The organism is Lactococcus sp. LG606, from assembly GCF_017309645.1.
In the GTDB taxonomy this organism is placed as follows: domain Bacteria; phylum Bacillota; class Bacilli; order Lactobacillales; family Streptococcaceae; genus Lactococcus; species Lactococcus petauri.
Genome location: NZ_CP071301.1, coordinates 506,734 through 527,656 on the forward strand (window position 1 = coordinate 506,734; position 20,923 = coordinate 527,656).

Below are 20,923 nucleotides of genomic sequence, written 5' to 3' on the forward strand. Positions count from 1 at the left end.
AAAGTTCTATCCTTCAAGATAGAGCTTATTTTTTTTAATATAATCGATAACAGATTGAGGCATGAGGTAAACCGGCTCGATTCCATCTTTAAACATCTTACGTAAAGAAGTACTGGAAGCAAAAGAAAGAGGTAAGTCCACCCATTGGACAGGATAAAGACTTTCAATAGCTTCAGTTGAACGTTGAACAGCAACAAACTGAACCAAGTCAAGTAAGGCATCAATCTTGTACCATTTCGGAAGATATTCCACCATATCGCTACCAATGATAAAATAAAAATCAGTATCTGGATAAGCTTGAGTGAGGTGCTTCATCGTGTCATAGGTGTAAGATTTCCCACCACGTGCAACTTCTCCCAACTCAAGTGATAAACGTGGACTATCTGCAATCGCCAGCTCCAGCATTTTCACACGATGCTCAGCCGATATTGTTTTTTTCTCATCAATATGGGGAGGAAGAGCCTCGGGCATGAGCCAAACTTTATCTAATTCAAGACGTTGAGCGACCTGATCAGCCATCATCAGATGGGTAAAGTGGACCGGGTTAAAGTTACCGCCCAAAATTCCGATTTTATTTCTTTTTGCTTGTTCCATTAGTGGATATATAGCTCCTTTTTAATTCTTTTCATATTATACCAGAAAAGCCCACTTTCATCAGTCACATGAGCATTTTCAAATAAGAAAATAATAATTTATTGAGTTTAAACTCATGAAGAATTTAAGAAGCATTGAGATAATTTCAACATGAAGATAGAAATGTCCCTGAATATTTGTAAATAAAGGTGATGACAATACAATTTACCGTCAAATTTTGTTAAAATAGAGTTAGAATATAATTTGTCACTCATAAAAGGAGTCACCATGTCACTATATCCAGACGATAGTTTAACTTTACATACAGATCTTTACCAAATAAATATGATGCAGACCTATTGGGAGCTTGGACGTCATAATCGCAATTCTGTTTTTGAAGTCTTTTTCCGTTCAATGCCTTTTGAAAACGGCTATGCTATTTTTGCAGGTCTGGAACGCATGGTTAACTACTTGAACAATCTAAGATTTACCGAAACAGATATTTCTTATCTCCGTGATTTAGATTATCCTGAGGATTTTTTGAACTATCTGGCACAGCTTCGCTTTACAGGTACAGTCCGCTCTGTCCAAGAAGGAGAACTCGTTTTTGCCAACGAACCTTTGGTTCAGATAGAAGGACCGCTGGCTGAATGTCAGCTTATCGAAACGGCTGTCCTCAATATCATTAATTTCCAAACACTGATTGCAACCAAGGCATCACGCATCAAGTCTGTGATTGGTGATGATCCTTTGCTTGAGTTTGGTACACGCCGTGCCCAAGAAATGGACGCTGCTATTTGGGGGACACGTGCGGCCTATATTGGTGGTGCAGATGCCACAAGTAATGTGCGTGCGGCTAAGATTTTTGGCATTAAACCAAGCGGAACACATGCTCATGCTTTAGTTCAGAGCTATGGCAACGATTATGAAGCTTTTAAAGCTTATGCACAGACACATAAAGATTGTGTTTTCCTTGTGGATACATATGATACTTTGAACATTGGTGTTCCCGCAGCTATTCGTGTGGCACGTGAATTTGGGGACAAAATTAATTTCCAAGGTGTCCGCATTGACTCTGGAGATATGGCCTATATCTCGAAAAAAGTACGTAAGCAGCTGGATGAAGCTGGCTTTACTGATGCCAAAATCTATGCTTCAAATGACTTGGACGAGTCAACAATTTTGAACTTGAAAATGCAGAGAGCGAAGATTGATGTTTGGGGTGTAGGTACCAAGCTCATCACGGCTTATGATCAGCCTGCGCTTGGTGCTGTCTACAAGCTCGTCTCAATGGAGGATGATCAGGGCGAAATGCAAGACACCATCAAACTGTCGAGCAACGCAGAGAAAGTTTCCACGCCTGGGAAAAAGCAAATCTGGCGTATCACAAGAGAAAGTGACGGTAAGTCTGAAGGAGATTATATTACTTTTGACGGTGAAAGACCAGACCAGAGTGAGGAAATCTATATGTTCCATCCCGTGCATACCTTTATTAATAAAAATGTACGTGACTTTACTGCTAAACCCCTACTTAAAGAAATTTTTGTCAAAGGCCAGCAAGTTTATCCTTTGCCTACCTTAGAAGAAATCAAAACTTTTGCTGAAGCCAACTTGACCGAACTTTGGGATGAATATAAGCGCAACCTCAATCCCCAACCATATCCCGTTGACTTATCACAAGAATTATGGAACCATAAGATGCGTTTGATTAGTCAAGTCCGCACCAAGGTTTCTGGAATGAAATTGGATTGATACTATGAGAATAAAAAATATTGAATTAGGACATGCTGAAGCATTTGGTCAGCTCCAAATGGAAATTTTTCAAGAAAATAACTTTATGCTGGTTGAACCGGACGAACATAAAACTAAACTTCATGAATTAGCCAATCAAGTTGCCTCAACGGACTTTTTGATGGGTGCCGACAATGATCAAGGCGAATTAGTTGCCTTCTTAGCTGCCTATCGTGGCACTTACCGTCGCAATAGACATTGTGCTAAAATTGTCATTGCTGTGCTTAAGGATTATCGTCGTCAAGGGATTGCGAGCCGGCTCTTTGTAGCTTTAGAAGAATGGGCACGTGAAGAAGGAGTTTCACGTTTAGAACTCACAGTGGCAATGAACAACAGTGCAGCTATTTCATGTTATAAAACAAACGGTTTTGTGATTGAAGGAGTACGTAGCCAATCTCTTAAAATCAATGATGAATGGGTTGATGAATTTTATATGGCTAAAATTTTGGAGTGAATATGTCTTTACAAGAAAAAATTATCAAAGAACTAGGTGTTAAACCAACAATCGATGCACAAGAAGAAATCCGTAAATCAGTGGATTTCCTCAAAGACTACTTAAAGAAATATCCGTTTATTAAATCCTATGTTTTAGGAATTTCTGGAGGGCAAGATTCAACATTGGCTGGCCGCTTGGCACAGATTGCAATGGAAGAAATGCGTGCAGAAACGGGAAACGAAGCTTATACATTTGTAGCTATTCGTCTGCCTTATGGTACACAAGCAGATGAAGATGATGCGCAAAGAGCACTGGACTTTATTAAACCAGATAAAAGTTTAGTTGTGAATATCAAAGAAGCTGTTGATGCTCAAGTTGCGGCTTTAGAAGCGACTGGTGTGGAGATTTCTGACTTTAACAAAGGAAATATCAAAGCCCGTCAACGCATGATTAGTCAATATGGGGTTGCTGGAGGGATGCAAGGTGCTGTTTTGGGAACAGATCATGCAGCTGAAAATATTACTGGCTTTTATACGAAATTTGGTGATGGTGGCGCTGATCTGTTGCCGCTCTTCCGTCTCAATAAACGTCAAGGTAAAATGTTACTCGCTGCTTTGGGTGCCGAACCTTCTCTTTATGAAAAAGTTCCAACAGCAGACTTGGAAGATGGTAAGCCCGGTTTGGCAGATGAAGTTGCTTTGGGCGTGACTTATGAGGATATCGACAACTATACAGAAGGACGATCAATCAGCCCCGAGGCACAAGAAAAAATCGAAAATTGGTATCTTAAAACGGAACACAAACGTCACTTACCTATTACCGTTTTTGATGATTTTTGGAAATAATATATAAGAAGACGTGAGCGATTAAGCTGGCGTTTTTTTACACGTAAATCAATAAAATGAGGGTTGAGAGTATGGTATAATAGAGTAATACAAACGCTTACAGGAGGGATATTATGTCCTATATTGAGATAAAAGATGAATCAAAAATATATCAATCCGGTGGAGAGAAAATCTATGCCAATGATCACGTAAACTTTGCAATTGAGAAAGGAGAACTAGCAGTTATCCTAGGAACGTCAGGTGCGGGTAAGTCCACAATCTTAAATATTTTAGGCGGCATGGATTCGAGTGATGAAGGGCAAGTGATAATTGATGGTGTAAATATTGCGGAGCTGTCTGCTAAAGAACTGATTACTTACCGTAGACGTGATGTTGGTTTTGTTTTTCAATTTTATAACTTGATTAATAATTTGACGACCAAGGAAAATGTCGAATTAGCTTCAGAGATTGTCGAAAATGCGCTTGATCCTGTAGAAGTTCTTCAAAATGTCGGCTTGGGTCATCGCTTGGATAATTTTCCCTCACAACTTTCGGGGGGAGAACAACAACGTGTGGCTATTGCGCGTGCTATCGCTAAGAATCCCAAAATCCTTCTCTGTGATGAACCAACCGGAGCATTAGACTATCAAACAGGCAAGCATGTACTGAAAATACTGCAAGACATGTCTCGCGTTCAGGGTGTAACAGTGATTATTGTGACCCATAATGCTGCCATTAGTCAAATTGCGGACCGTATCATTCATGTCCATGATGGTCGGGTCAAGGAGATTACAGTCAACGACAGTCCGGCAGATATCGAAACGATTGAGTGGTGATTCGATGAAAACAAAAATCCTCAATAAAAATATAAGACGGTCGATTACTGGATCCTTTGGACGTTTCATGTCTATTTTCTCCCTCATGGCTTTAGGGGTCTTTGCCTTTGTTGGTTTAAAAATGTCTGGGCCAAATATGAGGGCAACGGCTGAGGAATTCTATGCGCGGCATCACTTGGCAGATTTGAGCATTACTTCAACAATGGGTTTAAATGCATCGGACCAAGCGCTTATTCGCCAGGTAGATGGACTCAAAACGGTGGATTTTGGCTATTTTCGTGATGTTTTGCTGCCCGATAAGAAAACTTCCTTGCGTATTTTCTCGCAAGCAGACAACCTTTCGACTTATGAGCTCATTGCAGGAAAAATCCCCCAAAAAAGCAATGAAATTGCCCTTGATTTTCTCTACCAAGACAAGTATAAGCTTGGCGATACAATCCGCGTAACCGAAGAAAAAAATGAGGGATCATATCTTCTAAAAAACCATGAGTTTAAGTTGGTCGGTTTTGTCAAATCAAGTGAATTTGTTGATAAAAGTCTATACGGTCCGACCAATATAGGAACGGGACAGCTTAACGGCTATGCCGTTGTTCCTCCTGAAGCTTTTCAGTCAAATGTGTATATGATTGCACGCTTGAGTTTCAAAACCATGCAAGGCCTTAGTCCATATGATCCACAATTTACGGAACGCTCAGACTATTACCAACAAAAGCTTAAAAATCTTTTGGAAGGACAACCTGAAAAGCGTTTAGCGGAGATAAGAAAAGAGCCACTAGCCCAGCTAAAACAAGCCCAAGATAAACTGAAAGCAGAAGAAATAAAACTGCAAGAATCACAGAATGCGCTTAATCAACAAAAAGCTCTAGCTGGTGAAAATCCTCAACTTCAAGCCCTGCAGGAAAGTTTGAATACAGGTAAAGCAAAACTTGTAGAAAGTAAAACTCAACTGCAAGAACAGAGAGATAAACTAGCAGCGCTTGAAGCTCCAGAATATACCGTAAATAATCGAAAAGAAGGAAACCCGGGCTATCAAACCTTTGTTGATAATTCCACTCGTATCGATGCCCTCTCAAACATTTTTCCCGTCGTGCTCTTTGCGATCGCCGTTCTTGTCAGTTTAACGACGATGACACGTTTCGTGGAAGAAGAACGAGGCAATATGGGATTACTTAAAGCCTTGGGTTACACCAATGCTCAAATTCGGAAAAAATTTATCGTATATGGAGCTGTTTCAGCCTGTGCCGGTGCAACTGTAGGTGTTATTTTAGGTCATGTTGTGCTTCCTCATGTGGTATTTAACGCTTATTCGGCTTCCTCTACATTTTCAGGATTGATTTTGACTTTCTCACCTTTCTGGACGCTTGTTTCTTTTGTTATTGCGCTTGCCTGTACCGTTTTGCCCGCTTATTTGGTGGCTCAATCTGAGTTGCGTGGCGCACCAGCAGCACTTTTCTTAGCCAAACCACCTAAAGCAGGTTCGCGTATTTTCTTGGAGAGAATCAAGCCGATTTGGAATCGTATGAGCTTTACTTATAAAGTGACAGCACGTAACCTTTTCCGTTACAAACAGCGAATGTTGATGACTATTGTTGGGGTTGCGGGGTGTACAGCACTTCTTGTTATGGGCTTTGGTATCCGTGATTCTATCTCAGGGCTGAGTCAACGGCAGTTTGGTGAAATTTTACACTACAATATGCTTGCGGTTTCTCAGGATAACTTGAATAAACAGGAGCAAGATGAACTTGACCAGTTTTTACAGTCAGACAATATTAAGTCTTACGCTCCTGTTCACTTTGAACAACTGCATCAAACGATTAACGATAATCGTCAGGATATTAGTTTAATGGTTCCGGAGAAGGAAGAAAACTTTAAGCAGTTTGTAACACTGCGTAATCGTGTAAGTCAGGAGAAACTGGCATTACCAAAAGAAGGAGCAGTAATAAGTGAAAAACTGGCAGAACTACTTGGAGCAAAAGTTGGACAGACCATTTCGCTAAAAAACGATCAGGATAAAACAGTAAAAATAAAAGTTGCAGGTATTACCGAGATGTATATGGGGCACTATATTTTTATGAATCAAAACCAGTATAAAGCGCTGTTTGAAACACCGATAAAGGCAAATGCGCATCTCTTGAAGCTTCGAGATACATCAAGGGCTAAAAGTCAAGCAGCTGCGGCAGACTTTATGCGAAATGCTGGGGCGCTCACTGTATCGCAAAATAGTGATTTACAAAATACAATTGACGCCTTTTTACACGGTATTAACAGTGTCATGTTTGTGCTTATTGGCTGTGCTATTCTATTGGCTATCGTTGTTATTTACAATCTAACCAATATCAACGTTTCTGAGCGAATTCGAGAGTTGTCAACGATTAAAGTACTGGGCTTCTATGATCGTGAAGTTACACTTTACATTTATCGTGAGACGATTTTACTGAGCTTTATGGGAATATTAGCTGGTTTTGGCTTAGGGGCTTACTTCCATCATGTGATTATTACCATGTTACCGACCGACATGATTATGTTTAATCCAAATCTGTTATGGAGTAACCTGTTACTCTCAACACTCATTACCCTAGCCACAACTTTAGGCTTAAGTATTGTCGTCCATGTGAAACTCAAAAATGTCGATATGCTGGGTGCATTAAAGTCTGTGGATTGATTATTTCCTCTAAAGTACCTCTTTCTGAGGTACTTTTTTGATATTATTTTGAATTGCATAAAAAAAGATTACAATAAAATTATATAAATGTTATTGATGTTACTTATAGATAACAAAAAACTTGACGAGGTAAATGCGATGACTTATAATTTTTCAGCACAGCACAGCACAGCACAGCACAGCAGGCGGTAATTTTCCGTCTAGCAGCTGTCAATCTTCTCTGTTTTGAGGGGGGGAGCAGCCTATGAACGCAGATAAAAAACGTAAAGTACGCAATATCGCACTCTTAGCCCTACTTGGCTTAATCGGTGGTACTTTCGCCTTCACTGCTTTTAACCAACAGGCAATCAATGACCGAGAAAGAGAAAATCTAGCGCAAGTCGGCGGACGTGTCCACGACTACTTTAACCGGGAAGAAGAAAACAAGGATGTTTTCGTGGAAAACTTCGGGCAAGAACCGCTGATGGCGAGGCTTCGTCTCTCGGAGTAGATGGCGATTCAAAAGCGCGGTCAGTCTGAATGGACTTCGGTTGTTTCGACAAGTGATCGCGAGGATACAAGCACCTGGAGCACTTATATCCCTTCTGCGGGTAATCTCACTGAACGTACAGGAGAAGGCCACGTGTATTTTAATCAATTTTCTCGACTTAGCTTTGGTCGAGAAGGTGCAGCCCCCTGGTTTCTTCCTACGTTTAACACTGTTTATGATGAGAATCATGCACTCTTTGACTTATCAGCCGCTGCAGGCGATGCACTTGATTATGCAAGTGGAGGATACACACATCCGGGCGATGGGACAGATAATTTCTGGGGTGAAAATGACAGTGTCGATAACAGCGCAGGCCGTTATCCGGGAGCTACGGTAACACGAGAGACTGCGCAAAACTTAACTCAAAATCTTCCGCCAATGTCACTCCAAGCGTGGACAGAAAATCCAAGAACGGGGAACTTTTGGGTGATTGACCATAATACTGGTTGGGCCTATTGGGCAGATCGACTCCATCCCGGTCAAGCAACCTCGTATCTGATTGATGAAGCCAGAATGTTGGAGGGGGCAGATAACATTCCGGGCTCTTATTATTACGCGATTCATGTTTCCAGTGAGCTTATCAGTCCTGGGGAAAGATTCTCTGGCGAGCCTGATCACTTGAATGACTTCCTCTCCGCAGTTCGTGCGAGTGATGGCAATCCTTTGTCAACCGCAAGTTCGCCGTTAAGAGATTTTAACTTTAATGCCATGAATCCGGGGCGTATCTTTACCACAGAGTATGACCAAGCCTTTCGTTACCTTGAAAATCAAGGCAGCGGCAACCATATGATTATCCGTAACGAAGTTATTCCTGACGTGTCTTTTGAAGCGCAAGAGTCTCAGATGGAAACTTGGTTTAACAGTGGCATTTTACCGGAAATTCGAGCTCTGGTTCAGCCTGTGGCTGACGAGTTCACGACAGGAGAACTCGACGGACCAAGTCTAATGAATCTCGATTTTTCAGGTTTGAACTTTGCCTTTGTGAACGCACAAGTGGTAGAGGACGATGTCACGCAAGTTGTTTCAGGTGGCAGACCTCGTGCCTTTTCCTTATCGCTGTCTGATATGAACCGTGTCTCTGGTGCCAATCATGGTTTCACGAGTGTTGACGAACGTGTAGGTCCGAGTAACCACTGGTGGTGGTTGCGCACACCAAGTTCTGAACAGCAGTGGTTCCCCGAACAAATTACATTACCAAGGGCTTGGCAAATCTCTAATGCTGAGTTTTTGGTAGGAATACCTGCCATACAAGTTCCTGAACACAGCGCTTCCGATGGTGGTATCCGCCCCGCCCTCATCATCCACCAATAACTCCAAAAAATATTAGCGAATCAAATAAAAAGACAAAGTTCTTGTGACTTTGTCTTTTTGTATTTTAATGTTCGTAATGTTCAACTTTACGTTTGGCATCCGTGATTTGTTGCCCTTTTTCTTCGTGGGCGAGAATTTCCTCGAAGGCTGGAAGTTCCAAGTCTTGCCCGTATTTTTGATACAAGGCAGTTGTGACGAGACGATAGGCCAAGCGTGCATTGCGCGAAAGGATGGGACCGTGGAAGTAAGTGCCAAATGTATTTTTATAGTGGAGCCCTTCGGTGTCATCGTCGGGATTGTTCCCGCCACCATAAACCACTTTACCCAAAGCTTTTTCGCCTTCACCAAGATAGGTAATTCCCGAGTGATTTTCAAAACCATAATATGTTTCACCAAATTCTTCGTTATGAATTTGAATATCGCCAATAAAACGGTCATTGCCAAGGTTTTTGGTGTAGTGCGGCAAGATACCAGTACAGTCAATCTTGTTGCCAGCAGCATTGATATAGTACTGACCTAACATTTGATAGCCGCCACAGATGGCAAGCATAGGCTTTTCAGCCTCAATATAGGATTTGAGTGGTGCTGTGATATTTTTGAAGCTGTCCGCAATGATTTCTTGTTCATAATCTTGACCACCGCCCCAGAAGACAAGGTCATAAAAATCTTGATCAAAACTATCTTCAAGGGAAACTATATCAAAAGTCATTTCAGCGCCTAATTTTTCGCCGACATACTTAAGCATGAGTATGTTACCGTTATCACCATAAGTATTCATCAAGTCCCCATAAAGATGGGCAACATGAAGGTTGTATTTAGGATTTTCTAAATTTGATGTTAAAGAAGTATAAACCATTAGTGCATCTCCTTTCCAATCATCTTGTTTTGTGCAAGCAACTCACGCATTTCTAACATTGCAGTGTAGGTTGCTAGGATATAGATGTGCTGATCTGCTTCATTTTTGAGGGCATCAAGGATTTGTGATAGCGATTCAAGTTCATGAATTTTGCTTTCGTCAAATCCAGAAACACGATAACGGCGAGCCATTTCACTATGGCGGACACCACCAACAAAGATTTGGTCAATATCCATGTCATGGATTAGCTCAAAGTTAGCATCCCAAATCCAGCTTGTGTCAATACCGTCAGCATAGTTGGCATTGAGCAAGCTAACCAAGGTAAATGGATAATCAGCAAGTTTCATCATTTCCAGCGCCTGGTTTGCTCCAACAGGATTTTTAATCAAGACAATAGTAGCGGATTTATCACCAATCTTAAAGGTTTCTTGACGGCCAAAGACGGCTTTAGATTGTTCGAAACCTGCCTTGATAGTTTCAGGAGGTACACCGTAAAATTCAGCGACAGAAACAGCAGCAAGAGCGTTGTAGATATTGTAGAGCCCACCCACGTTGATTTTATAAGAATGATTATCAATGACAAACTGAGAAGAAGTATTGGTAATTTCTGTGAGTTCAGAAACACGGTAATCCAGCTCAGGACGTTTGAACCCGCAGTTTTGGCAGATGTAATCGCCAAGGTTAGCATAAGTATTGAGCTTATAATCTAAGATATGGTGGCATTCCGGACAAACAACCCCTTCAGTATTATAATGCGCACGTTCAGGCGCATGACTTTCATGGTCAAAACCATAATACTTGACGGAATTTACCAAAGTACGTGAATGGAAGAGCGGGCTATCACCATTGAGAAGAACAGTGGCTTCAGGTACATTAGCGGCTCCCTTGACGATAAAGTCATAAGTTGTATAAATCTCACCATAACGGTCCATTTGGTCGCGGAAAATATTTGTGAAAACAAAAAGTGAAGGCTTGATATATTCGGTGATTTTTGGCAGTGATGCTTCATCAATCTCCAGAACAGCAAAGCCTTTTTTCCCTTTTTTAACCTTAGGTGCTGTCAAGAAAGTAGCAGTAATCCCAGTAATCATGTTAGCACCAGAAGTATTTGTGACAACTTTTCCAAAAGCTTTTTCGAGTATACCGACAGTGAGCGCTGTGGTCAAGGTTTTACCATTGGTCCCTGTCACAACGATAATTTCATAATCTTTTGTTAATGTAGCTAAAATTTCAGGATCAAATTTTAAAGCAATCTTACCAGGCAACGTACTTCCACGCTTAAAGATTTTCTCTAAAACTAAGCGTGAACTCTTTCCTGCTAAAGTTGCGAATGAAGTTTTCATAGTCATAAATGATATTATACCATAGATTGCGGTGTGGAGGAGGATAAACTTCTCATTGGAAAAGATATTTTTTTGCTGATAAACAAGGTAATAAGAAGTTGTGTGGGGTGTTCTAACTTCAGCAGTTTTTTCGTTTTTCTTGCTCTTAGAAGAACAGGGTGTTATAATGGCTATAAAGAAAAGGACTTGCGCTAACAAGTCCCCTGTAGCCGTATTAAGAACGGTAGCAAGATTTATGTTAAAATAACGTCTGCCCTGCTAAAGTTGGACGTTATTTTTTATCGTTTTTATTAACCACTGTAATCATTAATAACGCAAATGCAATCATCAATGAGAGTGTTTCATATATCGACAAAAATTGTCGCCTTTCGTTTTTGAGAGGCCAGCTCACGATAAAGCTACCATGTTATAGTATAATTACAACAAAAAAAGCTCTTGGACATTGCCAAGAGCGGGGTGTAGGAGTTTTGAGAGTTCCTACTCATAGTATAATATAAAAAGTACAAAATTGAAAGAACGGAGTTTTGTGGGTGTTAAAGGACAAGCAAGAAAGCTTCAAAATATGCTAAAATAAAAGCATGAAAAATGCGACTGAAATTCTGCAAAAGATGAATCCTAATCAAAAGGTAAATTATGATCGGGTTTATCAAAAAATGCGTGAAAGCTGGGAGGCTGAAGGTCTTCGGCCCAAAATTTTGCTTCATTCCTGTTGTGCACCCTGTTCAACTTATAGTTTAGAATATCTTTGTCAAAATGCTGATGTGACAATTTATTTTTCGAACTCGAATATTCATCCTCGTGCCGAGTACGAAAGGCGTGAGAAAGTGCAGGCTGATTTTGTTCAAGACTTTAATGTAAAAACAGGAAATAATGTTCAGTTTATTGCGGCACCTTATGAACCCAATAAATTTATGCAGATGGTCAATTTGCATCAGCTCGCAGAAGAACCTGAAGGTGGTTCGCGTTGCACAGCTTGTTTTCAAATGCGTTTAGATATTGTCGCAGAGAAAGCTCAAGAGTTAGGTTATGATTATTTTGGTTCGGCACTCACGCTCAGCCCCAAAAAGAACGGCCAACTCATAAATGAAATAGGCTTAGATATGCAAAAAATCTATGCTGTCCAATACTTGCCTAGTGACTTTAAGAAAAACAATGGCTGGAAACGTTCCGTAGAGATGTGCAAAGAATACGATATTTACCGCCAATGCTATTGTGGCTGTGTCTTTGCAGCACGTCAACAAGGAATTGACCTCAAAGAAATTAATAGAAGTGCTGTAAAATTTATAAATAAAGTAGGCGACAAAAAATAAAGAACATGCTATAATTGTTGCATGGTTAAAAGTTTTATAAATAAAATGAGTGCAATTTTTCAGCATGGTTCTTTTAACACCCTGTATGGTGGCTTTTATGAAGGGACCATAACTGCTGGAGAAGCTTTAAAATATGGACAAATTGGTATTGGTACCTTAGATGGTGCTGATGGAGAAGTTATTATTCTTGATGGCACTGCCTATCACGGAAATTCTGAAAATCAGGTTCGCATAGTTAAGCCAGATGAAACTTTACCGTATGTTGCAGTGATTGATCACCAACCTTTTGCGACTTATAAAGTTAATGGACTGACGATGCAAACCTTGCATGATCTGACAGAGAAATTCCCAACACGGAACACAGCTTACAGTCTAAAAATGACTGGACACTTTGAGTCGGTGGAAATTAGCTCTAAACCTGCAAAGAATACGAAAAATTATTTGGAAATACTGGCTGAACAGCCTCATTTTACCGAAAAAAACATTTCGGGAACGATTGTTGGTATCTGGTCGCCTAAGTTTTTAGAAGATCTGTATGGTGATGGTGCTCATTTACACTTTTTAAGTGATGACAAGACTTTTGGCGGTCACTTGACAGAATTCTTATCTGGACAAATTACCATTGAAGTTGGTCAAGTGGGGGAAATGAAACAAGAATTTCCTCAAGAAAATGAAAATTTCAAGGCTATGCGCTTTGAGTAATAATAGATAAAAACTACCTTTAAAAGGTAGTTTTTTTGTCGTTAAAATTTCTATGTGAAATAAATCGTAAAGTTTATCTTGAGCTGAGGTAAATTCCCACAAATAAATATAATTATGTTGCAAGATAAATTATAAAATAAAGAAGTGAGTTTATTCAAGGTGGATTCACATAATCTTATAAAAATTTATAGAGGAGATGTTTATTATGAAAAAAGCATTTTTAGCAACGATGGGTATGGGAATCTTGGCTAGCATGACGATGGCTTCAGCTACTACAGGATTCGCGGATGAAGCAGAGGCAAAAGATTCTACTGCTAACTTCACGATTACCGCTAAAGATCCAGGAAATCCAACGGATCCAGATAACGGCACGTTAACATTGAAAGAAGTACCAAGCTTCAACTATGGTGTTCTTGAAGCCAGCTCAATTTACTCAGGGTTCACTGGAAAAGCAGCTCAAGCTGAAGGAAAAGTTTTAGTTAGCGATACACGTTTGGGTACATCAGACTGGACATTGACAGCTAATATGGATAAATTTACAAATTCTAAAACTTCATTGGAAGGTGCAGCTTTAGACCTTTCAGCGGTCGGTACTTTAGGAGAAGATTTTACAGGTGTGATTAAAGATGACAAGAGCCCTGTAGAACTTGCAAAAGGTAATGGTTCTCATGGTAAAGATGAATTCCTTATTTCTGCAGAAAATGCTAAATTATCTTTGGGCGCAAATCCAAAGGCAAACTTGGCAGCTGATGATGCTTTTGAAACAACAATCAACTGGAACTTGAGTTCTTCACAACCCGTCGCTCCAACTGCATAATCTTTGTTGTCGGATAAATGAAAATGTATAAGCAAGTACGGGCAAAACTTAAGATTTGTCGGTTCTTGCTTTTATTTTTTAGTGGAGGTTGAAAAGCATGAAATTTATAAAAGGATTGGGCTGCTTCGCCATACTGCTATTCACCTTATTTCTACCTGTGAATGCACATGCGGAAGAGGGTGCAGGTTTTACTGTCACCCCAGTACTTGGAAAGGGTCAAACGGATCCAACTGCAGGCTATTTCTCAATTAAGGGTGAACAAAATGAAAGTTATCCAGTAACGGTAGCTGTTCAGAATTTGACAGAAAATGAAAATCAAGATTTTGATGTTCAGCTTGTCCAAGCAACGGCAAGTAATAATGGCCATATTGATTATACTCCCAGCTCCAAAAAAATGATAGCAGGTGGTCTTTCCCTCAAGGATTTGGTAGAGGAGAAAAAGGCGACTCAAAAAGTAACAGTTGCTGCTGGGCAGACAAAGAATATTACTTTTAATCTTAAGCTACCTCAAGATAATATAAAAGGTACTATTTTAGGCAGTGTCTATGTTCGCAAAGTCCCGAAAGAAACAGCAAAGTCTAAAGGTGTAGGTGTTCGTAATGCCTTTGCAATGACAATTCCTGTCATAATATCGGAAGATTTCAATAAAAAAATTACGCCGAAACTGGCGTTGACGAACGCACAGATGAAGTCGGATACAGGAGTGCCTAAAGTTGTAGGTGAGGTTAGTAACCAAGCTCCAAGCATGTTTGGGCAAATAAAAGTAGAGGCATGGGTGACTGAAAAGGGAAAAACGGACAAGCTTTATCAGTCACAATCAGAAAAATATGAGATGGCCCCCTATTCTTCATTTGAATATACAATAGATACCAATAATCATCTCTTAAAACCGGGGAAATATACCTATCATATGCTGATGAAGTCGGGTGATAAAAGCTTTGATATGGCACGTGACTTTACAGTTGATAGTAAAAGTAGAGAAACCGTCAACAGCAAGCTGCTTGAGGGAGAAAAATCAAATACAAAGCTTTGGTGGATCATAGCTGCAGTAGTTGGTAGCAGTATTATTATTTTCCTCGTGGCTTATGGGCTAGGAAAAAGAAAGGGCGATACTGATGATGAAGATGAATAATAGCAAACTAAAAGTTAGTTTAGCACTCTTAGGTCTCTCTTGTCTGACGAATCTTTTCCTTATACAGCCAGTGAGCGCTAATATGATGCAAAGTAAAATTGGTTTTACTGTTCATCAGGATGTAAGAGATGCTGGTGTTTTGCCACCTGCAATTCCTCAAAATGGACAGTTGGTCCATTACGATCTCTTGCCATCTACAGGAAGTACTCAAGAATATTCTTTAATCTTGTTTGGCTGTATGCTATTGTTGTTTGTTGCTGTCTTTTTCTTGGCTCGTATGTATGGAGAGAAAGGAAAACTTCAATGAAAAAAATAAATATAGGTTTTATATTGCTTTTTCTCTTGCTACATGCTGCAAGCCCTGCAGTTTATGCCTTGGACAGTGACGTGGAAGCACAGCATTCATCTAGTGCAACGAATGATAAGGATAGTAGCTCAAGTCTGCAAGAGTCAGAACTTGAAACACCAACATCGGATACAGATCAAACTATTGAGTCTGAAAACAGAGGAGATCAAACATCTGAAGAGGCAGCTCCAATAGAAAATGAAGCACCGAGAACATCTGAGGTACCGGAGCAAGAAAAATCTATCGAAGATAAACCTCAATCTGAAAAAGCATCTCCAACTGCGAGCTTGTCATCAGATGCAAGCTATACCGATTTGCCAGGTGCCCATGAACCAGATCGTAATGGCCTTTATTTACTCTTTCCACTACGCACAGGGATTCTTTCACAGCCCCAAGAAGAGCAGTATATTGTTGAAGGTACAACTGCTGATTTAAGTATTAAAACTACATCATGGGTGACTTCTTTGGGTAAGGTTAAAGTCAAAGTAAATGCTTGGCAGGAACAAGACGAAGGAAGTTGGCTAAATATGGGAAGTATTGGTGAATTTTCGGATAGAAGTGGGATACTTGGCTCAACAAAGCAAAGCATTGACATCCCTGTAACCAAGATGCAAGCTGGGAATTATTATTTTCAGCTAGAAACAAGGCTCAATACCCTGCCAATTATTGGGAGCATCTCTGCTATGACCTATTACTCGCAACTTGCTAAAGTCACGGTGAAAGATAAACCAGTTGCAGCTAGTGGTATTTCCATTACGACTCCGAATGTGGTGTTTGAAAAAGCTACTTATTCGGCGAAGGCTGTGACAACACCACGTGATGCGACGGGTAAAATTACTTGGAATAGTTCTTTAAAGGGAATTAATTTCCTCAAAACAGAGGGACGCAGTGTTGAATTTGATGCTGGGGATCAGCTTGATGAAGTAAACACTGATGTGCAAGCGCCGGGTATCCCTTTCACGATATCTGCAGGAATTAGAAATGATGATGGAACAACGCCAACAGATAATAAGACAATCTATCTCGGTGGTTTAGCAGCTAAAAATGTTGCAGAAGATAGTGGTATGAGCTGGGAACTTGATGGACAAGGTTTAGCAGATTTGAACAAATCGGTTGAAAGTGCCGAAGTATGGAGTTATGAATGGAAATACATAGAAGGGAAGACTTCTAAAGCTTTCTCTGAAACTCAAGGGGTCAAAAACTATAAAGGTACAGTAAGCGATTTGACCAGTCTCAATGATGCAGATCACATCCTTTCTTTTGCTCAGGACAGTGCCTTTATGAAAACTGCACGGGAAGCGACAGAAAATGGGAAACCTTTTGCAGTTCAAGTCACTTTTTCAACAACGATTGATACAGGGGACGGCAAAAAGGAAACAGTTACTCTTTCTTCAAATAAGGCTCAACTTCTGGTTAATAAAGCGACAGGAAAGCTTCTTTTACAGCAAGTACCAAACTTTGATTTTGGTAAATTGCCTGCCAGTTATATCTATGATGGAACAAAAGATAGAGAGCCCACTGCACAAGATCATCTTGAAATTGTGGACAGTAGAGCAAAAGGTGGCTGGCGACTTTCTGCAAAGATGAGTCGTTTCCAAAGTAACAATAATCATAGACTGAAATTTAATAGTCAACTTACAATGTCCACTTATCCCTTTGAGATAAATCTTAAAGATGATGATACAGATAATTACATTGTAGATTCGGTAAGCAGTGAAGCTTTTGATTTAACCGGGCAGTTGCTCTTACAACCTGATCCGCTAGCCGATATGAGTGCAGGAGAGACTTTTAGCAGTACGATAACTTGGAATCTTGTATCGACCACTAAGAGTACACCACCAGCATAAAGTTATAATAAATATAAAAACAGCGTTTCGCTGTTTTTATATTTTGAAGGCTTGAGGTAATAAAAGATGTTGGAAGATGCAAAGCGAGGAATGGAAATAGGAGAAAAAGTTATGATAGAGCTTTTCACAACGCCAAAGGAACAAGTTAAGATTGAACTCTTTCAATGCATCTTGTTTTCTCGGGCAGGTGAATTTTCTAAAGATTTAAAGGAGAAATTGAACTTGAAAAATGAGACTTTTAGACGGTACAGCAAGGAACTTGAAGAAGATATCCATGAACTTTTTGGTCAAGATATTAAGATAATAAAAAAGTCTTCAAAAATAGTCATAAAAATGAAAAATGAAATGACACCAGATTATATCGTGACCCGCTTGAAACTGAATTATATGCGGAAAAGCCCTTTATATAGTCTCCTCTCTACACTTATCAGTAAAAGTTACACGTCAATTCCTGAAATTGCTTATGATTTGAACTTTAGTGAACCAACAGTCTACAAGTTATTGACACAAGTGAAGGAGATTATGCTCCCTTTTAAAGCCGAATTTGACTTGGCAAATGCGACAAATTTTTCGGGAGATGAACTTGGTGTACGCTATTTTCTCTATCTCACACATTGGCATCTTTTCAATACCTTAGGAAAAAAGCCTTTCTCTGATGCCTTTCCGCCAGAATTTATCGATATAAATTTTTTAAAGCGTTCTTTAAAAATTGAGCGAAAACTTTCTAAAGCTCAGGAACAAAAGTTGCTTATACTTGCAGGCGTGACCTCCTATCGTATCGTTTACTTTAAGAAATATGTCAAGGTTGAAAAAGCATTTTTAGAGGATATTTCGATATTTTATCGAGGTCACCACTGCTTAAATCTTGCTTCTTTTAATGTAGACCCAGAGATTATTGAGAAAGAGTCAATACTTCTTAGTTTTTTAGTCAGAGGTCTTATTTTTGAGTTTGATGATATGTACGAGAAAAAAAGGGTTGTTGAAAGATTTCAAAATTCGAAACTTTCTGTTGGTTATGAAGTCAGCCTGTTTCTAGAAAAATTTCGCGAGACGTTCTCTTTTGAGTTTTCCGAAGAAAATTATGTCAAATCATACTATCTTCTAGTACTTACCAACCTATATTCACGTTACATACAATTTAATGTTGATTTTTACCGTGCAGTTCCTATCGAAAAAAATTATGAATTGTTTGAAAAAAAGCCTCGTTATCGTGCTGTTAAAGATAGGCTGAATCAGATCATTACCTATTTTCCTTCTTCACAGCAGTTGAATGATTTAGAGAGAAAAAGTTTGACAGCACTACTTTATACAATTTACGAGCTCAATGCGCCAAGTATTCCTGTCCAAGTCTATATTAATCATACCTCAAGCATTGTGAACAGCTTCTATATTCAAAACACCTTGAAAAAATTTTTTAATAGCGATTTAATCGCTTTCTGCAAAACGATACCTGAAGCTGATGTTATTATTTCGAGTGATCCCGAAGGAAATTTCCTCTCCAAAGATGTTTTTTACTTTAAAAATATTTTTGATAAAGAAACATGGACCGACTTGATTGAGTTTTTGTCTAAATCGCTTTATGAGAAGAGGTTTCGTTAAAAATAAAATCCGCCGTGTTAATGTCAGAATAATACATAGAGTAAAAAACTCTTTTTATCTATTTCTTTATTTTGAGAAAGTAACTTTATGTTATAATGATACTAATAGACTTTTTATTAAGGAAATAATGATGAATATACAAGAAATGAACGCGCGCAAGGAGAAAATCCGTAACTTTTCGATCATTGCGCATATTGACCACGGAAAATCAACGTTGGCTGACCGCATCCTTGAACTGACAGAAACGGTTTCAAAACGTGAAATGCAAGCACAGCTTTTGGACAGCATGGATTTGGAGCGTGAACGTGGTATCACGATTAAGCTCAATGCTATTGAGTTAGAATACACGGCTAAAGATGGAGAAACCTATATTTTCCATTTGATTGACACGCCTGGACACGTCGATTTTACCTATGAAGTTTCCCGTTCTTTAGCTGCCTGTGAAGGTGCTATTCTTGTTGTCGATGCAGCTCAAGGGATTGAAGCCCAAACCTTGGCCAATGTCTATTTGGCTTTAGATAACGACTTAGAAATTCTTCCCGTCATTAATAAAATTGACCTTCCTGCGGCAGATCCAGAACGAGTGCGTACTGAAGTTGAAGATGTCATCGGTTTAGACGCTTCAGAGGCTGTTTTAGCCTCTGCTAAAGCAGGTATCGGTATTGAAGAAATTTTGGAACAAGTTGTGGAGAAGGTTCCAGCACCTCAAGGTGATGTTGAAGCACCACTCAAGGCTCTGATTTTCGACTCAGTTTATGATGCTTATCGTGGTGTTATCTTGCAAATCCGTGTAGTTGACGGTTCTGTAAAGGTAGGTGATACTATTCAACTGATGTCAAACGGTAAAGAATTTGTTGTGACAGAGGTTGGGATTTTCACGCCTAAAGCAGTGGCGCGTGACTTCCTCATGGCGGGTGATGTTGGTTACTTGGCAGCTGCAATTAAGACAGTTGCGGATACACGGGTTGGTGATACAATCACTCTAGCTAATAATCCTGCAGAGGAAGCCCTTGCGGGTTATAAAAAAATGAATCCAATGGTCTTCTGTGGACTTTACCCGATTGATTCTAACCGTTATAATGACCTTCGTGAAGCCCTAGAACGCCTACAATTGAATGATGCCAGCTTGCAGTTTGAGCCAGAAACATCACAAGCGCTTGGATTTGGTTTCCGTTGTGGTTTCTTAGGCCTTTTGCACATGGATGTTATCCAAGAGCGCTTGGAACGCGAATTTAACTTAGACTTAATCATGACCGCACCATCTGTAATTTACCATGTCAACACGACTGATGGTGAAACAATGGAAGTGGCAAATCCAAGTGAATTCCCTGATCCAACGCGTATTGAAAGTATTGAAGAACCATTTGTCAAAGCACAAATCATGGTGCCTAACGAGTTTGTCGGAGCCGTTATGGAGCTTGCTCAACGCAAACGTGGTGAATTTGTGACGATGGATTATCTTGATGCTAACCGTGTCAATGTTATTTATCATATCCCGCTGAGTGAGATTGTCTTTGATTTCTTTGATAAGCTCAAATCTTCAACACGCGGCTATGCAAGTTTCGACTATGAAATCTCAGATTACCGCCCATCACGCCTCGTGAAGATGGATATTCTCTTGAACTCCGAAAAAGTCGATGCCCTTAGCTTTATCGTGCATAAAGATTTTGCTTACGAACGTGGTAAAGTTATCGTTGAAAAACTCAAAAAACTTATTCCTCGTCAACAATTTGAAGTACCAATCCAAGCCACTATTGGTCAAAAAATCGTGGCACGTAGCGACATCAAAGCCTTGCGTAAAAATGTCTTGGCTAAATGTTACGGTGGTGACGTTTCTCGGAAACGTAAACTTTTGGAAAAACAAAAGGCTGGTAAGAAACGCATGAAATCGATCGGTTCAGTAGAAGTACCACAAGAAGCTTTCCTTTCCGTTTTGTCTATGGATGAGGAATAAAGGTAAATAAGCAAAAGACAGTCTGTGAGGCTGTCTTTATTTTTGGGGGGAAATG

At 39.8% G+C, this 20,923-nt stretch carries 17 protein-coding genes and 1 pseudogene; 14 read left to right on the forward strand and 4 right to left on the reverse strand.

Annotated features, from left to right (window positions below):
• Positions 1 to 6 precede the first annotated feature (6 nt).
• A complete protein-coding gene (locus J0J35_RS02580; RefSeq protein ID WP_019292561.1) occupies positions 7 to 594 on the reverse strand; it encodes a nicotinate-nucleotide adenylyltransferase in 588 nt (195 codons plus the stop codon).
• A 267-nt stretch (positions 595 to 861) separates the two neighbouring features.
• On the opposite strand from J0J35_RS02580, the gene J0J35_RS02585 reads away from it, so the two are divergent.
• The 6 genes and pseudogenes from J0J35_RS02585 (at position 862) to J0J35_RS02610 (ending at position 8,962) form a co-directional block, all read left to right on the forward strand.
• Positions 862 to 2,325: a nicotinate phosphoribosyltransferase gene (locus tag J0J35_RS02585; RefSeq protein WP_019292562.1), complete on the forward strand. Its 1,464-nt coding sequence runs from the start codon at positions 862 to 864 to the stop codon at positions 2,323 to 2,325.
• A 4-nt stretch (positions 2,326 to 2,329) separates the two neighbouring features.
• Positions 2,330 to 2,818 carry a GNAT family N-acetyltransferase gene (locus J0J35_RS02590; RefSeq protein WP_206917555.1) on the forward strand — a complete coding sequence of 163 codons (489 nt, stop codon included), beginning with the start codon at positions 2,330 to 2,332 and terminating at the stop codon, positions 2,816 to 2,818.
• Between the two features lie 2 nt (positions 2,819 to 2,820).
• Complete coding sequence (gene nadE / locus J0J35_RS02595; RefSeq protein ID WP_206917560.1) at positions 2,821 to 3,645, forward strand: ammonia-dependent NAD(+) synthetase; 825 nt, start codon at positions 2,821 to 2,823, stop codon at positions 3,643 to 3,645.
• 113 nt (positions 3,646 to 3,758) lie between these two features.
• A complete protein-coding gene (locus tag J0J35_RS02600; protein ID WP_206917563.1) occupies positions 3,759 to 4,460 on the forward strand; it encodes an ABC transporter ATP-binding protein in 702 nt (233 codons plus the stop codon).
• Between the two features lie 4 nt (positions 4,461 to 4,464).
• On the forward strand, positions 4,465 to 7,122 hold the full coding sequence (locus tag J0J35_RS02605; RefSeq protein WP_206917566.1) for an FtsX-like permease family protein: 2,658 nt from the start codon (positions 4,465 to 4,467) through the stop codon (positions 7,120 to 7,122).
• Positions 7,123 to 7,366: 244 nt separating this feature from the next.
• A pseudogene (locus J0J35_RS02610) lies at positions 7,367 to 8,962 on the forward strand (hypothetical protein).
• A gap of 64 nt (positions 8,963 to 9,026) precedes the next feature.
• Here the strand turns inward: J0J35_RS02610 and gatD are convergent.
• The 3 genes from gatD to J0J35_RS11555 all read right to left on the reverse strand — a co-directional run bounded on the left by gatD (position 9,027) and on the right by J0J35_RS11555 (position 11,489).
• On the reverse strand, positions 9,027 to 9,818 hold the full coding sequence (gatD, locus tag J0J35_RS02615; protein WP_004257838.1) for a lipid II isoglutaminyl synthase subunit GatD: 792 nt from the start codon (positions 9,816 to 9,818) through the stop codon (positions 9,027 to 9,029).
• Positions 9,818 to 11,167 (reverse strand): lipid II isoglutaminyl synthase subunit MurT, encoded by a 1,350-nt coding sequence (gene murT / locus J0J35_RS02620; RefSeq protein WP_206917570.1) that lies wholly within the window; start codon positions 11,165 to 11,167, stop codon positions 9,818 to 9,820. Before murT ends, gatD begins: the two co-directional genes overlap by 1 nt.
• Before the next feature lie 265 nt (positions 11,168 to 11,432).
• On the reverse strand, positions 11,433 to 11,489 hold the full coding sequence (locus J0J35_RS11555; RefSeq protein ID WP_230315958.1) for a hypothetical protein: 57 nt from the start codon (positions 11,487 to 11,489) through the stop codon (positions 11,433 to 11,435).
• 250 nt (positions 11,490 to 11,739) lie between these two features.
• Here J0J35_RS11555 and J0J35_RS02625 point away from each other — a divergent pair, with 250 nt between their 5' ends.
• The 8 genes from J0J35_RS02625 to lepA all read left to right on the forward strand — a co-directional run bounded on the left by J0J35_RS02625 (position 11,740) and on the right by lepA (position 20,868).
• Positions 11,740 to 12,471 carry an epoxyqueuosine reductase QueH gene (locus J0J35_RS02625; protein ID WP_019292569.1) on the forward strand — a complete coding sequence of 244 codons (732 nt, stop codon included), beginning with the start codon at positions 11,740 to 11,742 and terminating at the stop codon, positions 12,469 to 12,471.
• A gap of 21 nt (positions 12,472 to 12,492) precedes the next feature.
• Positions 12,493 to 13,173, forward strand: coding sequence for an acetolactate decarboxylase (locus J0J35_RS02630; RefSeq protein ID WP_019292570.1), 681 nt, complete (start codon positions 12,493 to 12,495; stop codon positions 13,171 to 13,173).
• A 205-nt stretch (positions 13,174 to 13,378) separates the two neighbouring features.
• Entirely contained in the window at positions 13,379 to 13,990 is a 612-nt protein-coding gene (locus J0J35_RS02635; protein WP_086582504.1) for a WxL domain-containing protein, read from the forward strand.
• Between the two features lie 97 nt (positions 13,991 to 14,087).
• Positions 14,088 to 15,122 (forward strand): DUF916 and DUF3324 domain-containing protein, encoded by a 1,035-nt coding sequence (locus J0J35_RS02640; protein ID WP_206917573.1) that lies wholly within the window; start codon positions 14,088 to 14,090, stop codon positions 15,120 to 15,122.
• On the forward strand, positions 15,115 to 15,429 hold the full coding sequence (locus J0J35_RS02645) for an LPXTG cell wall anchor domain-containing protein (RefSeq protein ID WP_117518002.1): 315 nt from the start codon (positions 15,115 to 15,117) through the stop codon (positions 15,427 to 15,429). Before J0J35_RS02640 ends, J0J35_RS02645 begins: the two co-directional genes overlap by 8 nt.
• Positions 15,426 to 17,315, forward strand: coding sequence for a WxL domain-containing protein (locus J0J35_RS02650; RefSeq protein WP_206917580.1), 1,890 nt, complete (start codon positions 15,426 to 15,428; stop codon positions 17,313 to 17,315). The genes J0J35_RS02645 and J0J35_RS02650 overlap by 4 nt, the downstream gene beginning before the upstream one ends.
• Positions 17,316 to 17,426: 111 nt before the next feature.
• Positions 17,427 to 18,914, forward strand: a complete 1,488-nt coding sequence (locus J0J35_RS02655) for a helix-turn-helix domain-containing protein (RefSeq protein WP_242534054.1) — start codon at positions 17,427 to 17,429, stop codon at positions 18,912 to 18,914.
• Between the two features lie 130 nt (positions 18,915 to 19,044).
• Positions 19,045 to 20,868 (forward strand): translation elongation factor 4, encoded by a 1,824-nt coding sequence (lepA, locus tag J0J35_RS02660; RefSeq protein WP_019293520.1) that lies wholly within the window; start codon positions 19,045 to 19,047, stop codon positions 20,866 to 20,868.
• Positions 20,869 to 20,923: the final 55 nt, after the last annotated feature.

Bases quoted from the DNA above. Each gene is read 5' to 3' on its own strand.
- J0J35_RS02580 (WP_019292561.1), bottom strand. From the start codon at position 594: ATGGAACAAGCAAAAAGAAATAAAATCGGAATTTTGGGCGGTAACTTT.
- J0J35_RS02585 (WP_019292562.1), top strand. From the start codon at position 862: ATGTCACTATATCCAGACGATAGTTTAACTTTACATACAGATCTTTAC.
- J0J35_RS02590 (WP_206917555.1), top strand. From the start codon at position 2,330: ATGAGAATAAAAAATATTGAATTAGGACATGCTGAAGCATTTGGTCAG.
- nadE (WP_206917560.1), top strand. From the start codon at position 2,821: ATGTCTTTACAAGAAAAAATTATCAAAGAACTAGGTGTTAAACCAACA.
- J0J35_RS02600 (WP_206917563.1), top strand. From the start codon at position 3,759: ATGTCCTATATTGAGATAAAAGATGAATCAAAAATATATCAATCCGGT.
- J0J35_RS02605 (WP_206917566.1), top strand. From the start codon at position 4,465: ATGAAAACAAAAATCCTCAATAAAAATATAAGACGGTCGATTACTGGA.
- gatD (WP_004257838.1), bottom strand. From the start codon at position 9,818: ATGGTTTATACTTCTTTAACATCAAATTTAGAAAATCCTAAATACAAC.
- murT (WP_206917570.1), bottom strand. From the start codon at position 11,167: ATGACTATGAAAACTTCATTCGCAACTTTAGCAGGAAAGAGTTCACGC.
- J0J35_RS02625 (WP_019292569.1), top strand. From the start codon at position 11,740: ATGAAAAATGCGACTGAAATTCTGCAAAAGATGAATCCTAATCAAAAG.
- J0J35_RS02630 (WP_019292570.1), top strand. From the start codon at position 12,493: ATGGTTAAAAGTTTTATAAATAAAATGAGTGCAATTTTTCAGCATGGT.
- J0J35_RS02635 (WP_086582504.1), top strand. From the start codon at position 13,379: ATGAAAAAAGCATTTTTAGCAACGATGGGTATGGGAATCTTGGCTAGC.
- J0J35_RS02640 (WP_206917573.1), top strand. From the start codon at position 14,088: ATGAAATTTATAAAAGGATTGGGCTGCTTCGCCATACTGCTATTCACC.
- J0J35_RS02645 (WP_117518002.1), top strand. From the start codon at position 15,115: ATGAATAATAGCAAACTAAAAGTTAGTTTAGCACTCTTAGGTCTCTCT.
- J0J35_RS02650 (WP_206917580.1), top strand. From the start codon at position 15,426: ATGAAAAAAATAAATATAGGTTTTATATTGCTTTTTCTCTTGCTACAT.
- J0J35_RS02655 (WP_242534054.1), top strand. From the start codon at position 17,427: ATGATAGAGCTTTTCACAACGCCAAAGGAACAAGTTAAGATTGAACTC.
- lepA (WP_019293520.1), top strand. From the start codon at position 19,045: ATGAATATACAAGAAATGAACGCGCGCAAGGAGAAAATCCGTAACTTT.